The sequence below is a fragment of the Pseudomonas sp. P867 genome (assembly GCF_019891455.1).
Lineage (GTDB): Bacteria > Pseudomonadota > Gammaproteobacteria > Pseudomonadales > Pseudomonadaceae > Aquipseudomonas > Aquipseudomonas synxantha_A.
This window is the reverse complement of the sequence record NZ_JAFLXB010000001.1, coordinates 1-12,721: the sequence shown is the minus strand read 5'-3', so window position 1 is coordinate 12,721 and position 12,721 is coordinate 1. Positions and strand designations below refer to the sequence as shown.

15 protein-coding genes and 3 pseudogenes are annotated in these 12,721 nt (G+C 51.7%); 4 read left to right on the top strand and 14 right to left on the bottom strand.

Going from position 1 to position 12,721, the window contains the following annotated elements; all coding sequences use genetic code 11:
• Positions 1 to 481 precede the first annotated feature (481 nt).
• Positions 482 to 703 (bottom strand): hypothetical protein, encoded by a 222-nt coding sequence (locus J1G33_RS00090; protein ID WP_223017499.1) that lies wholly within the window; start codon positions 701 to 703, stop codon positions 482 to 484.
• A 376-nt stretch (positions 704 to 1,079) separates the two neighbouring features.
• Positions 1,080 to 1,163, bottom strand: a pseudogene (locus tag J1G33_RS00085) (type II toxin-antitoxin system RelE/ParE family toxin); the annotation flags it as partial.
• Positions 1,164 to 1,576: 413 nt separating this feature from the next.
• On the opposite strand from J1G33_RS00085, the gene J1G33_RS00080 reads away from it, so the two are divergent.
• Complete coding sequence (locus J1G33_RS00080; RefSeq protein WP_223017498.1) at positions 1,577 to 2,032, top strand: hypothetical protein; 456 nt, start codon at positions 1,577 to 1,579, stop codon at positions 2,030 to 2,032.
• Positions 2,033 to 2,265: 233 nt separating this feature from the next.
• On the opposite strand, the pseudogene J1G33_RS00075 reads toward J1G33_RS00080, so the two are convergent.
• The 12 genes and pseudogenes from J1G33_RS00075 to J1G33_RS00025 all read right to left on the bottom strand — a co-directional run.
• Positions 2,266 to 2,457: pseudogene (locus J1G33_RS00075) on the bottom strand (S24 family peptidase); the annotation flags it as partial.
• A gap of 96 nt (positions 2,458 to 2,553) precedes the next feature.
• The gene (locus J1G33_RS27800) at positions 2,554 to 2,712 is read right to left on the bottom strand and encodes a hypothetical protein (protein ID WP_262416679.1); all 159 of its coding nucleotides are present in this window, start codon (positions 2,710 to 2,712) and stop codon (positions 2,554 to 2,556) included.
• Positions 2,709 to 2,936, bottom strand: coding sequence for a hypothetical protein (locus J1G33_RS27795; protein WP_262416678.1), 228 nt, complete (start codon positions 2,934 to 2,936; stop codon positions 2,709 to 2,711). The genes J1G33_RS27800 and J1G33_RS27795 overlap by 4 nt, the downstream gene beginning before the upstream one ends.
• Positions 2,937 to 3,049: 113 nt before the next feature.
• The gene (locus J1G33_RS00065; protein ID WP_223017497.1) at positions 3,050 to 3,322 is read right to left on the bottom strand and encodes a hypothetical protein; all 273 of its coding nucleotides are present in this window, start codon (positions 3,320 to 3,322) and stop codon (positions 3,050 to 3,052) included.
• 84 nt (positions 3,323 to 3,406) lie between these two features.
• Complete coding sequence (locus J1G33_RS00060; protein WP_223017496.1) at positions 3,407 to 3,745, bottom strand: cupin domain-containing protein; 339 nt, start codon at positions 3,743 to 3,745, stop codon at positions 3,407 to 3,409.
• 23 nt (positions 3,746 to 3,768) lie between these two features.
• Positions 3,769 to 4,200: a hypothetical protein gene (locus J1G33_RS00055; RefSeq protein ID WP_223017495.1), complete on the bottom strand. Its 432-nt coding sequence runs from the start codon at positions 4,198 to 4,200 to the stop codon at positions 3,769 to 3,771.
• 431 nt (positions 4,201 to 4,631) lie between these two features.
• Positions 4,632 to 4,835: a hypothetical protein gene (locus tag J1G33_RS00050; RefSeq protein WP_223017494.1), complete on the bottom strand. Its 204-nt coding sequence runs from the start codon at positions 4,833 to 4,835 to the stop codon at positions 4,632 to 4,634.
• Positions 4,836 to 5,147: 312 nt separating this feature from the next.
• Positions 5,148 to 5,921 carry a TIR domain-containing protein gene (locus J1G33_RS00045; protein WP_223017493.1) on the bottom strand — a complete coding sequence of 258 codons (774 nt, stop codon included), beginning with the start codon at positions 5,919 to 5,921 and terminating at the stop codon, positions 5,148 to 5,150.
• A gap of 13 nt (positions 5,922 to 5,934) precedes the next feature.
• A complete protein-coding gene (locus tag J1G33_RS00040; RefSeq protein ID WP_223017492.1) occupies positions 5,935 to 6,597 on the bottom strand; it encodes a tyrosine-type recombinase/integrase in 663 nt (220 codons plus the stop codon).
• A 124-nt stretch (positions 6,598 to 6,721) separates the two neighbouring features.
• Positions 6,722 to 6,919 (bottom strand): hypothetical protein, encoded by a 198-nt coding sequence (locus J1G33_RS00035; RefSeq protein ID WP_223017491.1) that lies wholly within the window; start codon positions 6,917 to 6,919, stop codon positions 6,722 to 6,724.
• A 52-nt stretch (positions 6,920 to 6,971) separates the two neighbouring features.
• A complete protein-coding gene (locus J1G33_RS00030; protein ID WP_223017490.1) occupies positions 6,972 to 7,613 on the bottom strand; it encodes an SOS response-associated peptidase family protein in 642 nt (213 codons plus the stop codon).
• Between the two features lie 26 nt (positions 7,614 to 7,639).
• Positions 7,640 to 8,608, bottom strand: a pseudogene (locus tag J1G33_RS00025) (DUF4113 domain-containing protein); the annotation flags it as partial.
• Positions 8,609 to 8,959: 351 nt separating this feature from the next.
• Here J1G33_RS00025 and J1G33_RS00015 point away from each other — a divergent pair.
• From J1G33_RS00015 to J1G33_RS00005, 3 genes are read left to right on the top strand one after another with little or no spacing between them, the layout of a single operon-like run.
• Positions 8,960 to 10,588, top strand: a complete 1,629-nt coding sequence (locus J1G33_RS00015; protein WP_223017489.1) for an RNA-directed DNA polymerase — start codon at positions 8,960 to 8,962, stop codon at positions 10,586 to 10,588.
• Positions 10,578 to 11,312, top strand: a complete 735-nt coding sequence (locus tag J1G33_RS00010; RefSeq protein ID WP_223017488.1) for a hypothetical protein — start codon at positions 10,578 to 10,580, stop codon at positions 11,310 to 11,312. The genes J1G33_RS00015 and J1G33_RS00010 overlap by 11 nt, the downstream gene beginning before the upstream one ends.
• Positions 11,313 to 11,369: 57 nt before the next feature.
• Positions 11,370 to 12,086, top strand: coding sequence for a hypothetical protein (locus J1G33_RS00005; protein WP_223017487.1), 717 nt, complete (start codon positions 11,370 to 11,372; stop codon positions 12,084 to 12,086).
• Positions 12,087 to 12,721 lie beyond the last annotated feature (635 nt).

Sequence of the window (12,721 nt, the reverse complement as noted above, 5' to 3'; positions counted from 1 at the left end):
GACCCAATGCAGCATGGTATTGATTATACCCACAGACAAATATTTTAAAAAAAGCCTGCTCATTTTCTAAAGCCCTAAAGCATCTTCATAAACATTGGACTTGCAATCTACCACAACAGGCAAACTACGAATAATCCCCATCAAGCATTTACTTCGTTGCAGGAACTAAGTGCAACACAAATTATCCTATTGGTTCCGCATTGCACTACTCCTACGGTAGTTTCTGTGTGGACGTCATTGCGTTGCTTGCTCAGTGGACTGGCACTCTTTCAGATATCTCTGACCTGATCCACATTCGATATTATTTTAGCAGCTTACGGGCAAATATCGTTTGGTCAACGCCTAGCTGGTCTGCAATCCTGTAGATACTCATCCCCTTTTTTCTCTGCTTCTGAGCCTGACGGCATAGCTCGCTGATTTTATCCTCAGTATGGATGCGGCTAGTCTTTGGCTTAGCTGCGATCTGAGGGATCATATCGGCCTATTCTTCGGCTGGGGCTGGCTTTACTGGTGCAAGGGACTGAATACGTGCCACAGAATTCTGTGATTGCTCAATGTCGGTAAACTGGGCCAGACCTTCGCGGATCATATCGGCGAGTGTTACCGCCACACCTGTCTCCATCATCCTGCGCTTGGCGATTAACTCTAGCTTTATCCTAGTCTCTTGCTCCAACCGAACGCTGACGTGTTTTTTTACTGTCATGTCATGCCTCATGTGTTACGCGTATCACCTGTTTCAATGTATGCGCATTTCACTGACATGTCAATAGTCCGCATACTATCCACAGAGGTTGGCTGGGGTGGGAATCAGCTCATTTCACTCCGGATCAGTCAGCACTTGATTAATTGGTTTTCAGGCTAATTATCTTGTGGGTTAGCGAATTCAACACGGCCTCGGGGCGACCTACCCTGTATCTAGGGTTCGGAGCAACGGAATAAAAAGTGCACCTAAGGCCAGTGAGGGTCTTGGGTGGCTCGTAGCCTGCAAAGGGGAGCCTACAGAATTCGTAAAAACGTACGCTAAGGTTTTTTGAGCCTTGATAGGCCATCGTTTGCCGTAGGCGCTGAAGGTAGATAATCTAATCCACTATCACATAGCGCATCTCGTAACGGCCGACCTGGATTCGGCGAACATCCCTTAATTGAAACTCCTCTACCCGCTCCGCATTTTTATTCCCCCTTGTCCAACACCCTCCCGCTACGCCCCTCCCCCTGCAATACTGAACGAGCCCCAATCCCTGCTGAGCCCTTCTATTCCTTTTTGTGTCCTTTTATCCTTGATTCTGTGTATGGCGCCATATATGGTTCGCACAAAATCGAGCCGAACCATACAAGAATCAAGCATGAAACGATCCGAGATAAAGCGCCGGCCATTGCGCCGATACGGTGCTGGAATTCCTTAAGCCTAAGGAAAGAAATACCGCAAAAAATATCGAATAGACCGACTTCATTTTGTGGTTGGCAGTAGGGGTCTTAAACGCTGGGAAATTCGTCTTCAGAAGTCTTATGGCAAATGGGGATGGCACGGACTGGGCGCCTAGCAGTCTCACAAATCAAAAATATGTAAGGACGCTTTATGAAACTAGTAATGGCAACTATCCTTTCTTTCGTGCTGTCTATGACAAGCATCACAGACATTGCACAAGCCGACCAACAAGTTGATCCAACCGACGTTAGCAAGCAAGCTTGTTCTAGGAATTTGTCATGTTGGGTAAAGCTAATCCATCCCTACTATGTTGACGGTTGCCAACAAGCAATACAGAAAACAGCTAAAAACGCTTTCAAATGGACTGGTGACAGTGGTGGCATAGCAATAATGGATATCGCCTGGCTGGATTACAATAAATCGACGATAACCATAAAGGGCGAGAACTTTGAAACCTTGGAGGACGTAGGTGTTTTTCAAGACTCTCACGGCAAGGTCGCGTATCAGCATGGAGCGGGAGTGTATAAGAAAGCCAGCTTTGAGTGTGATTATGATGGAGGATCAAAGAAGGTGCTTTCGGTTAGACTGATTGTCTTAGATAGATGAGGCCCACCTAAAAGACGGGCACTTTATGTCTATATTCCCGGGTGCTTCAAAAACGCTGAAATCCCCGTTGCGGGAATTGTCATGTTGGCAGTAGTAGAGTTTGAAACTGTAGCGTGAAGCACGCCTTTATCGACGCTCCCGACGCCGATGTTCCGGCGCAAATTCTTCGACGCGAAAAGAGTCATCGTCAAGCTTTAAGGCTTACCCGCACCGAGATTGGCCGACCATGAGAATCAAATCGCCCCGTCCGGCATGACCCTTATCACCAGTTCGTCTCCCTCCATGACGTACCTGGGCGGAAATTTGGGAATTTCGGCCATCAACACCACTTGACCATCGCGGCTGTGGAAACGCTTGCACACGCACTCGGCATTGAGCGCCGCAATAACGATATCGCCATGCTGCGCCGTTTGGGGGCGCTTCAGAAAACAGAAAATAAAGCAAGTCAAGCCGATTTCAGCGGCCGCAATGGCCTGAGCTAGCACTCATCAAGTCGGACGGTGCTGTGCCAGAGTTTTCCCTCAACTTGCCGCTGGTGTCCGGCGGCTACGAAACTGTGCAGCCAGCTCCGGGTCGCGCTCCAGTAGCTGGGCCATGGTGAACGGGGTTTTCGCTCGTCCTTCGGCGATCAGTTCGTCCAAGGGACGGCCCAACAACCGCTCAACGGTTTCAGCCGTCACACGCTTTTCGTCGATCTGATCACCGTCCTGGTCGAGCTTGTCAGCGAACAGCGTTGACGGATCTGCATCGCCCAGCCGAGATAGAAAAATGTCCTGCCACTGCTGTTCCCATTCGGTTTGAGTTTCCCAGCCAGCGCCGCCAAGCGTGACGAATCCGTTGTTTTCTTCATCGGCGAAGGTGATCGCGATACACCAGCTTGGTTTTTTCCTTGAGGGGTTGCCATGTCGTCATTCCTTCGATGAATTGGACGCCAAGTGGGCATCCTTCTACCTACTCGGCCCAGCTTTTGAGGGCTGGGCTTGAGCGTACCTGGTGCGTTTTTCGAACTTTTCCTATTTAGTGGGAAGCGTCTTCAACCAGTTCAAACGCGTTGCCCAAGATAGACGGGCGACGTGCAGTGCCAGCCAGCTTTCGGCCATCGGACAGGACCACTTCAGCACGAATAAGCCCATCACGGATGAGATTGGTTGGATGGTCGACCATAACGGACCAGGTACGATGTGGCTCGTTATAGAACAGGGTAGCTATGACGCCGGGATGCGCTATAGGTGTTTCACGGCCAGGGGCGCTGTAGATCAGGGTCAAGTCGATGGTGCCGATGTCGTCCATGGTGCCTTTCATTCCTTCAAAAAGTGAGGCGCGAAAGCCGCGCTTTGTTACTGCAATGGGCCGGTTGTGCAGCGATTTTTCCTATTAGTCTCGACCGGACAAAGGGTGTGTCTCGCCGAAGAAAATCACCCAGGTACGGAAGTCTTCGCTAAACCGCTCAAAACGATGATCTACACCCGCAGGTACGAATAGCAGATCACCTGCCTTTACATCTGTGTAAACCTGATCACGCCGAAAAGTCGCAGTGCCGTTACTGACGATGTACAGCTCATCTTGAGCATGGGGAGTTTGTGTATCCTTGCCTCGAGGGGCAAACAACTCAACTGAAAGATCGCCTCGCTCAAACAACACCGCGAATGGGCTAGGAAGTCGAGCCAAGGCTATAGCCTGTTCAGCCTCGACCAGTTTCAATAGGTCTGCCATTGGTGGTCCTCTCGCACGTTTTCCTACTTCGCCATATCATCAAGTAGGTTTGTCTTGGCATGAATTTGAACTGAGTCTCCATCAATTTTATGCGCGCCACGTTCGAGCATGCGGCGATAGAACGACGGAACCATATCGACTAGCAGAAGGTGGTAATTGTACTTTGCACAAGCCTCATACATAGCTTTAATCACGCGCTTACCCAATCGCTCTTTCGTCATGGATTCAGGCATGAAAATGTTGGTGATGTACACCTGCTTATCATCATGCAGAAATTCTGCTCTCAGAACCTTCGTGAGGGCTTCAGAATCAGCATTCTGCCGACACAAAACCACCAGCTCGCCCCGCACATCACCGTAGCCTGACTCAAGATCAAAGTCGTGCCACGGCATGCTCTCTAATCGAGACAATAATAAATCTTTAACCGCAATGAGAACCGATTTCTCAACTTCCATAATTTGCTTCCTAACGTGAGGTTTCCCAGCTCGATCCCAGGGCCGAAAATGCCCTGCTCCTACTGACAAGGCCTGCACGGAGGCGGGCATGTGGATGCAGCGGCATTTCCGTTAGTTCGCAACCTTGACCGTTACTTCGCGCCTGCGTCATTCAGCCGCTTCATAGCCTTCAACATGGTTTCCAGCAGTTGGCTACTGATGATTCCGCCTTCCTGGCGGGTGATCAGACCGGCATCTGACAGGGCTTGAACATAGCCCTTCCCTGGTGGTAGTGATGGCCAACCTGCTCATTGGATTGGGCTGTCAGAAGCAGTTGCAAACGCTCCTCACAGCTGCGCTGTATTTGTTCATTGGGGTACTTGGCTTGTACGCCGAAAGCGGTAGCCGTGTTGGTCATTGTGTCTCTCCTAAAATCTTGCGTGTAATCCGAATTAACCTGCGAATCGCTCCCATTTTTGGATTGCTGCTCTTGCCTCTACCTGGCCGACACCGCTCACCAGCGAATCAGCAAATGCCAGGTGGGCATCCATGTAGCGGTCAAAATCTTTCTCTGGAACACCATTCGAAAGCGCGCGACTCCACCAGGAGAGCGCTACAACTAGCTTGCCAAGCTCTGGGTCGTAATGATCCTTCATTCGGTCAAGACCACCATCATTGAAAGCGACAGCCCATCCGAATGCTTTTGAAAAATCCCGAACCTTTTGAGGCTGAGAGCCCCGCGCATATTTCCTATGCAAGCGGCTTCGGAGCGCGAGACATCACCAATCCGCAGGTAGTGCACAGGTAGGTCCCGTCTGGTCCATCCTTCATCCCTTTGGTTGATACCTGTTCCCAGCTTTTTGAGTAAGGCTGATCGTTCTCTGAAGTCTTTTCTTCGCCTTGATGGCCATTAGGGCAGGCGAAGTACTCGTATGTGCGCATGGTCATATGTGAATTACCTGGATCGTTTAGTCATAGCTAGCTAGTAGGTCGTCATATGCCTCGATCATGCAGTGAGCCTCTTGCCACTTGTTGTGCATTGAAAGCAGCGCCTCTAGAACGTGAGCTCCCGTTCTCATGGCTTTCCCAATACCCCAAAGCAGGTAATCCAGGGTTACCACGGTATTACCAACCTCAAAGGCGTAGGTGTTATTGATTGGCGCATGATTCGGAAATTTCTGGTTAGCACGGTCAACAGCTTCAGCTAGTAGGGGACTCTTATGCATCAGCGAAAAATGTTGATGAGCTTTATTCTGTTTAGAAAGATCATCTAAAGCATGCTTCATGACGGCAAGTTCGCTCCTTAGAGCTTCCATCTCAGCGTCTGCGGGTTTTTCTACCGGCGTTGCGGGGCCAAGCGCGCGAAGTAGCAGATCAAGCATTGGTTTGTAAGACGTGGGATCGGTGAAGTCAGCGTAAAATTTCCCTTTCAGAAAACCTGGCAGCGCCACTTTTTGCACCAACAGTGGCAGAACAACCACTCTGCGCTCTTCGATCTCTCGGTTTGATGCGATCTCCAGTTCCCTCTGCACCCAAACACTACCAATGGAGTGCTCACTTAGAACCGCGGCCACGAAATCTACTTCATCAAGACCTTCACGAATTCTCCCTATGAGGGAGTCACCGATGTTTATTTCGGCTTCATCAATCCAAACAGAATGACCAGCTTGGCGAAGATCGCTCGCGAGACGCCTTGTAAAAGGCTTGTCCGCATGGTTATGACTCAGGAACACCTTACTCATCGGCTAACTTCCATCAAATGATTCTCCGAACTATGTCGCCCAGCCGCGCAGGATCGCTCGCGCAGAGCTTCTTGACGGCTTCAAGGCTCTCAATGCCAAGTATCTCGCTGATGTGTCGCAGGTCGATCCCCCGGCGCTTCAATTTCACTGCCAAGGTACGCCTGCCTGATTGCGCGCTGGCCCCTTCGATACCGGCAAGCCCAAACAATCGCGTGTACAGGCGACTAAGCTGATTCGCGCTGTAGTAGGTCTTACCATCGCGGCGCTGTGCACTGATCTTCAACCCTTCACCAGTACGACCGGACACAAACAGTGGTGAGTCAGGATCAAGGCCACGGTAAGCCGCCACTCTGGTAGAGATGCCATGGCCGCGTACAAGTCGCTCGGCCAGATGTGCGTCTATGGCGTTCGTCAGCTTCTTGCTTGTCCAGCACAACGGCCTTGAGCGGTGGTTGTACGCGATCTCTGCCCGCACCTGGGAGTCGATCAGTACAGTGCCAGATTCGGTCAGGTAGTCGCTCACACGCAGACGGCAAATCTCCGTCACGGTCATTCCAGTGCCAAAGCAGGTCAACAACAATGCTGCGTCACGGCTCCCGTTCTCAGGGCTGCTCACTTTGGCCAACTTCACCGCATGTTTAAGCTGCTCATCTTCGATAACGATTGCCTTGGGCATGGATCACTCTAAATGTTTAATCACCATCAATCCTGACATAGTACGTCAACAAAAAAGCCGGGGATAGTCCTGGCCAGATGGTGTTACTTCTGTTCACGGAAAATGGTAACAGCGCTGCCCAGGGCTATTCCTCGGCCCGCAGGGCCTTTTCAATGTCAGCCAGGTCTCGTGCAAATGCCTGATCAAGCGGGCTAGGCTTCTTTTTCCACGGCTTGGTTTCGGGTTCCGGCTCTGCCGCATATAGCGTCACCGCGTCAGGGTTTGCTTGCAAGTGCTGCTCAAATTGCTCCTGCAGCTGTTGTCGCAGTTCATCTTTGGTCATTCAACCACTCTCGTTTTGGTCAGTTCAGGTTAGCGTAGGCAGCGGTATAGCCTCACATGGCGACTGCCATGCGGTCGGCCGGGTACTGACGCATGAACTCCATGCTATCGCTGGCCGAGGCATCCAACCAATCGGCATACAGCCCCTTGGGCAGAATAACCACCATGCGCTTTTCATCTTCGGGTTTATGATAGTTGCGCATGAAAGGATGGTCGTCGGCATTGATCGTGAGCATCGTAAAACTGTGCAGGATCCTGTCGGTACCAGGTTCGTGCCATTTCTCCCACAGGCCGGCGATTCCCATCAATTCACCATCCGACCGAACTATGCGCGTGGGAATGGATTTTCCCGTACGCCAGTCAGGCTCATAGATCGCTGCGGCAGGAATAATGCAGTGGTGGGACTGACGCCAACCGGTGCGAAAAGACGGCTTCGCACTCGCGGTCTCCGAGCGGCAATTGTATGTTTTGCGCGCGATTTTGGTGTCTTTGCTCCAGGAACGGACCAGGCCGAACGAACCGGCGAGTACTTCATTCGGCGCCGGCGACTCCGCCTCGAGGTCGACGTGTTCCGCGTTGCGGATGAAGGGCCCGATGTAGCCTGGCCACAGATCCAGCTTGCCCTGTTCATAAGGTTCAACGCCGAAGGCGTCAGCTACCCGCTGCGGCGCCGGTGCTTCGTAATGACTGCACATTTTGAAACTCCCTCAATTCTGATGCCTCAATTGGCATTTACCGTCCAGAGCTGATCAAGCCTGGTGGTGTAGTTCGGGCTCATCAACTCACGACGCATCGCCCAGGCAGGCGCCGCCGGCACCGCTGCAGCGCGCAGCGTTCCGCGGCCCCACCGGTAGTTGATTTCATCGAGAACGTTCATGACCTTGTCCGCTGCAGCTGGTTGCGTGTGCGCGAACAGGTCGTCGGTGAATGCACCTGGTTGACGAAGATCCATCAACAAAATCTCAGCCTTGCTGTATCGGAACCCAGGGCGGAACAGGCGTTCCACCGCCTGTGTCGCGGCCTTGGTGATCAAACGCACGCCATTGGTAGGGTAGGGTAGCTCCACGACCACGCCGTTAGCGTAACGAGCCTCATCGGGGTTAAACATGCCGGTACGAATGCTCACGCGGATCTTTTTGCACAGTGAATGCTGAGCCCGCAACTTCTCCGAAGCCCCCTGCGCGTACGTGGCCACCGCCTCTTAAATAGGCTCGATCGTCTCCAGGCGCATGCCGAACATTCTGCTGCAGCAGATATCCTGCTTGGCCGGTGCCGCCTCTTCCAGGGCCAGGCACGAAGTGCCGGCGAGCTCGCGCACGGTTTTCTCCAGGACGACGCTGAATTTGCGGCCGAGCAAGAGCGGATCCGCCTTGGCCAAGTCCATGGCCGTGCGGATGCCCAAGGCCTGCATGTGCGCGGTCATGCGTCGACCGATGCCCCACACCTCTTCTACGGCGGTGTTGCGCAACACCCAGTCACGTTTGAACGGGTCGCACAGATCCACTACACCGCCGGTTTGCGCCTGCAGGCGTTTTGCCGTGTGATTGGCCAGCTTTGCCAGGGTTTTGGTGTGGGCAATGCCCACACCTACTGGAATACCGGTGTGCTTTAGGACTTTGGCACGGATCTTTCGCCCAAACTCTGTGAGTTCGCCGGGCATACCAGTTAGGTCGCAAAATATTTCATCGATGTAAAGGAAAGATGTCAACCCATGGACATTATTGAAACCCGCGCCGACTCTAGTTTCCCGCTGAATACACCATGGCCATGGCTATCCACTTATGAAGTGCTTTCGGAGTCTAATTTGTCCATACCGAAATCTGCTGTTGACTGCGGACAGCACCGTTTCTGGCCTAGTGGAATCATTCATGCCAGGTAACCGACATGCGCTTGCATGAATCGCCCCCAGTTTTCTAGAAAACGCGAACGTCCGCCTTTAGCCGCCTATCGACATGCACTGGGCGTACTGAGATGATCGCTGGGCGAGGGATTGTCGGTGCACTGAGCCCGGCTAACAGAGATCGTCGGCCGGGGGAAGGATATGTCTGAAGTAACACTTGAGCATTTTCTGCGTGCGGCTGCTGATATCGGAGCGCACGGTGACAACGACACGCTACCTTTCGATGTCGACACGAATTTCGTTTCAGCTAAGCAAAATGAGCTAGCAGAAGTCGCTTTCGGTTTTTCGGAGGAGCTTCGCAAAGACAGTGTGTCCAACAGCAAGAACAAAATCGCAGCATTAACCGTATTCAGCGAGCGCCTTTTGGTCGCTACCGGTGCATCAGGATTCAGGGTTACTACAAAACTTCACCCGTTTTGGAGCATTTATTTCAACGGACTTGGCGTAGCTATCGCCGATCAGTTAGAACCAAGACGTGATCAGCGAACCTTCTCATATAGGTTCCAGGCGGAGGGCGGGTCTGAGCTATTCGACCGGGGCTCATCCTGGAGAGTGTTCAGAGAGGCTACGTCGAAAGAGGCTGCGCTTGCTCATAAGGGGACAGTAGTCGTCCAAACCGACATTTCAAGCTTTTACGAACACATCTCGCATCATTATTTAGAAAACCTCATCGATGACCTGTTCCCGGATGGCAGGGTAGGTAACCAAATCACCGCACTGTTATCCAAGTTTTCAGCGGGACGCTCCTTCGGCCTACCTGTCGGTGGACAGTGCTCGCGGATTCTGGCAGAGCTATTCTTGAACTCTGTCGACCACCGAATGACGCATGACGGCTTACGTTGGCACCGATATGTTGACGACTATGTGCTCATTGCAGATTCGAATTCCGCCGCTTACGCAGGGCTAGCATTTTTATCACACGCTCTCGCGGACTATGGGATCACGCTAAATAAATCGAAAACTATCATGATGACAGCTAAGCATTATGAGGAATATGTTACTACTCAGCTTGGTGGTGACGATACCAACGCCGGAATCTTGAGACATATCGACCTACATTATGATCCTTACTCTGATAACCCCGAGGGGGATTATGAGTCGCTGAAAATGACTGTCGAAAATCTAGACGTCCAGAAATTGCTCGGCAACGAATTGCAAAAGTCGCTCCCGGATAATTTCTTGATAACCCAAATAGGTAGGACCCTGAAATTCCATAGCCCAGTCGTAGCCCTGCAGCTTGCCTCGACGCTACTGGAACCGAATAACTTGCATGCCTTTCGCGCTTCATGGTCAACCATCATGCGAGGTGTAGCCAATCTCAGAGCAGGCGCGGAATATGAAGAAATCCACTCTAATCTGGATGCGGTGATAGATAGAGTGGCTGTCCACTCTGCTCATTTATTGCAAGCTGAAGCCAGCTTGCTTCACTACCTTCGGGTATTGAAGTTTGCGCAAACGCCGGCTAGAGCTGCTTTTGTCCAAAGTGCTTATAAATACAACTCGTCCCACACAGTCAAGAGAGCGTGTATAGACTGCTGGCGTCTATGGAAAGACAGGTCTGGTTTCAGCTCTGTCTCAAGCCGATGGAGTGAAATCAACGCTGAATGTCAGCGATTGACATGGCTCGCAGCCGAATCCTTTGGAGACCAAGGGGATGGCCTACGCCGTCAGATTGGGCCAAGCTTGGAACAGTCATGGAGGCTAGGAATAGAGCGTAAGGATCGTCCGACCTTCGCCGGTCTCTACCGGAGCTGGTGTGATGATAACTAAAGCTGGGCGTGATCCTAGAACGATCGCTCGAAATATTCCCGGCATACTGAACGCTATTTTTCCAGGGCTAACGCCTGGCATCGTGTCCTTTTATAACAAGTTGGCTATCGATTGTGGGGTGATCGTCGTACCGCCAGAAGCGATTCAGGCAAGTGAACTGCAAAAATCTCTGTTATTCGAATTGGCTTTTGCCGTAGGTGAGCAGCGCGTCCTTGGTAACAATCCGACGTGGGGAGAATGCGTTGCTACCGCTACAGACAGGCAGAGTAGATTCTTCGATGCAATCAGCCCATCGGAAATTTCTGAGAATGATCAACGTATAGCCCTGCGCGTAGCGGACAACCTGGTGACTATGGTTAAGCAGGTAGCCACTGATTGTAACTCGGCTTATGGGGCGGCTCCGGTGATACCCGGCTTTCGCTGGATCGCCTCAGGAACCGGCGATTTTTTTGCCGGCTCGACTCTGATCGAAGTGAAATGCATAGCCGGTAATTTCTCCGCTGCCGACTATAGGCAAGTCGCAATGTACTGGCTGTTGAGCTATGCGGCGGCTGTAGAGACGGGCAATTATGAGTGGCGGACGTGCGCCCTAATGAATCCGAGAACGGGCAAGCTCGTGAATATCCATTTTGATGAGTTCATCCACCTCACCGGCGGCGGCCGAAGCAAGGTGGAGATTCTCCAGGCGTTTGCTGCAACCCTCACTGATATCCAAAAATTCTAGTTCTATCGGCCCTTCACTTAACTATGTGCAGGCCATTCATATTAAGGGATTAATGAAATGTACAATTTTCGGCCTATCACGCTCGCCATTGCGGTTGCCGCCGTTTTACCGCATGTAATCCAAGCAGCACAGTGCCCCGAGACGCAGTATGAGTCGGGGTATAGAAAGGATAAGCCAACAGTGGCCGCGCCAGAGATGGTCAATGTTGTAGGTCCGATTTTCCAAGGAGGGGCAGTCGTCTGTCACGTCTCTTTCGACCTGATGTCGGGAAAGAACAATGTGCTTCATCGCGTAGAGTCGGGAACGCTCAACGGTGCCAAATACCGTTTCTACTACACAGATGGGAGCGGCTCAGTACAAGGGCTGCCTAAAAACGTGCTTGATATCCTGAAGGACAAACATGATGAAAACTGGAATCTTCGCTGTAAGCTAGATGGCATGAGCGATACTCATTATTGTGCAATGTCGAGAGCAAGCCTGATGGTAGGTGTCTCCGGCGCTTCCTCCTATTTTGTGCAGGTAGGGAATGACCACCTACCCGGCTCTTCTATAGCCCTGCGCATCGACAAAGCAGCGCCCGTTGACGCCCCTGCTGATCCTGGCTTTTCCCCAAAGCAGGAGGCAGATCTAGTAGCTGCGATGAACGCGGGGACGTCCGTGCTGACCAGGTATGTGGAATGGCCATACGACTCAAACAAAGACCGTAGCATTAGCCTTTTTGGTTTTGGTACGGCATTGCAGGTAATCACCACTTTAAACAAAACTATCCAATGATGAAGAGATCCGCAGGCTAACGATCACCCACGGATGCATTGCTTTATTCATTTACCTACATGAGGCTACTTCCAACATTGCTTGGTAATTGCACTCCACCTGACCACACATTTGCATTCGACTTGACCAGTCGTTTGGATCGGGTTTGACCAGCACACTGGGTGTGCCCTGACTGGCAGAAGTCGACCCAAAGTTTCCCTTCGCAATAGGCAGAAGTCGGCCAAAAGCAGCCGATAGGATTAGACTACATCTAAGTCCTGTCAGAGATTATTTGTATGCTGATTGAGTGCCAAAGGTGCAGCCAAGGTTACGTTCGAGCAATGCGGGTGCGCTCCACAAATATTTTGCTGTGGGTGTGCGAAGAGTGTGAAGCAACGTGGACGAGCCAGGATGAGGTGAGTGCCAGTAATTTTGAAGACTACGGTACGTTAATGGCCGGCATTGGGCGCAGTTGTTTATGGTCAGAATTGGAGCCACAGTGAAAAATTCGTTACCGCTTACATTTCTGTCAAATGTCCGCTTTGGGCCGATTCTGTTGAAAAAGTAGCTCCCCTGACTGGCCTCCGGCAAAATCTCTTCATTGGCCGGAGGGGGATCACACAGCATGATGGGACAGTTATCGAGTGGGCAGGAGC

Excerpts from the sequence above, each read along its gene's own strand:
- J1G33_RS00045 (WP_223017493.1), bottom strand. The coding sequence starts at position 5,921 with ATGAGTAAGGTGTTCCTGAGTCATAACCATGCGGACAAGCCTTTTACA.
- J1G33_RS00005 (WP_223017487.1), top strand. The coding sequence starts at position 11,370 with ATGTACAATTTTCGGCCTATCACGCTCGCCATTGCGGTTGCCGCCGTT.
- J1G33_RS00010 (WP_223017488.1), top strand. The coding sequence starts at position 10,578 with ATGATAACTAAAGCTGGGCGTGATCCTAGAACGATCGCTCGAAATATT.
- J1G33_RS00030 (WP_223017490.1), bottom strand. The coding sequence starts at position 7,613 with ATGTGCAGTCATTACGAAGCACCGGCGCCGCAGCGGGTAGCTGACGCC.
- J1G33_RS00090 (WP_223017499.1), bottom strand. The coding sequence starts at position 703 with ATGACAGTAAAAAAACACGTCAGCGTTCGGTTGGAGCAAGAGACTAGG.
- J1G33_RS27795 (WP_262416678.1), bottom strand. The coding sequence starts at position 2,936 with ATGGCAACCCCTCAAGGAAAAAACCAAGCTGGTGTATCGCGATCACCT.
- J1G33_RS00050 (WP_223017494.1), bottom strand. The coding sequence starts at position 4,835 with ATGAAGGATCATTACGACCCAGAGCTTGGCAAGCTAGTTGTAGCGCTC.
- J1G33_RS00065 (WP_223017497.1), bottom strand. The coding sequence starts at position 3,322 with ATGGACGACATCGGCACCATCGACTTGACCCTGATCTACAGCGCCCCT.
- J1G33_RS00015 (WP_223017489.1), top strand. The coding sequence starts at position 8,960 with ATGTCTGAAGTAACACTTGAGCATTTTCTGCGTGCGGCTGCTGATATC.
- J1G33_RS00055 (WP_223017495.1), bottom strand. The coding sequence starts at position 4,200 with ATGGAAGTTGAGAAATCGGTTCTCATTGCGGTTAAAGATTTATTATTG.
- J1G33_RS00040 (WP_223017492.1), bottom strand. The coding sequence starts at position 6,597 with ATGCCCAAGGCAATCGTTATCGAAGATGAGCAGCTTAAACATGCGGTG.
- J1G33_RS00035 (WP_223017491.1), bottom strand. The coding sequence starts at position 6,919 with ATGACCAAAGATGAACTGCGACAACAGCTGCAGGAGCAATTTGAGCAG.
- J1G33_RS00060 (WP_223017496.1), bottom strand. The coding sequence starts at position 3,745 with ATGGCAGACCTATTGAAACTGGTCGAGGCTGAACAGGCTATAGCCTTG.
- J1G33_RS00080 (WP_223017498.1), top strand. The coding sequence starts at position 1,577 with ATGAAACTAGTAATGGCAACTATCCTTTCTTTCGTGCTGTCTATGACA.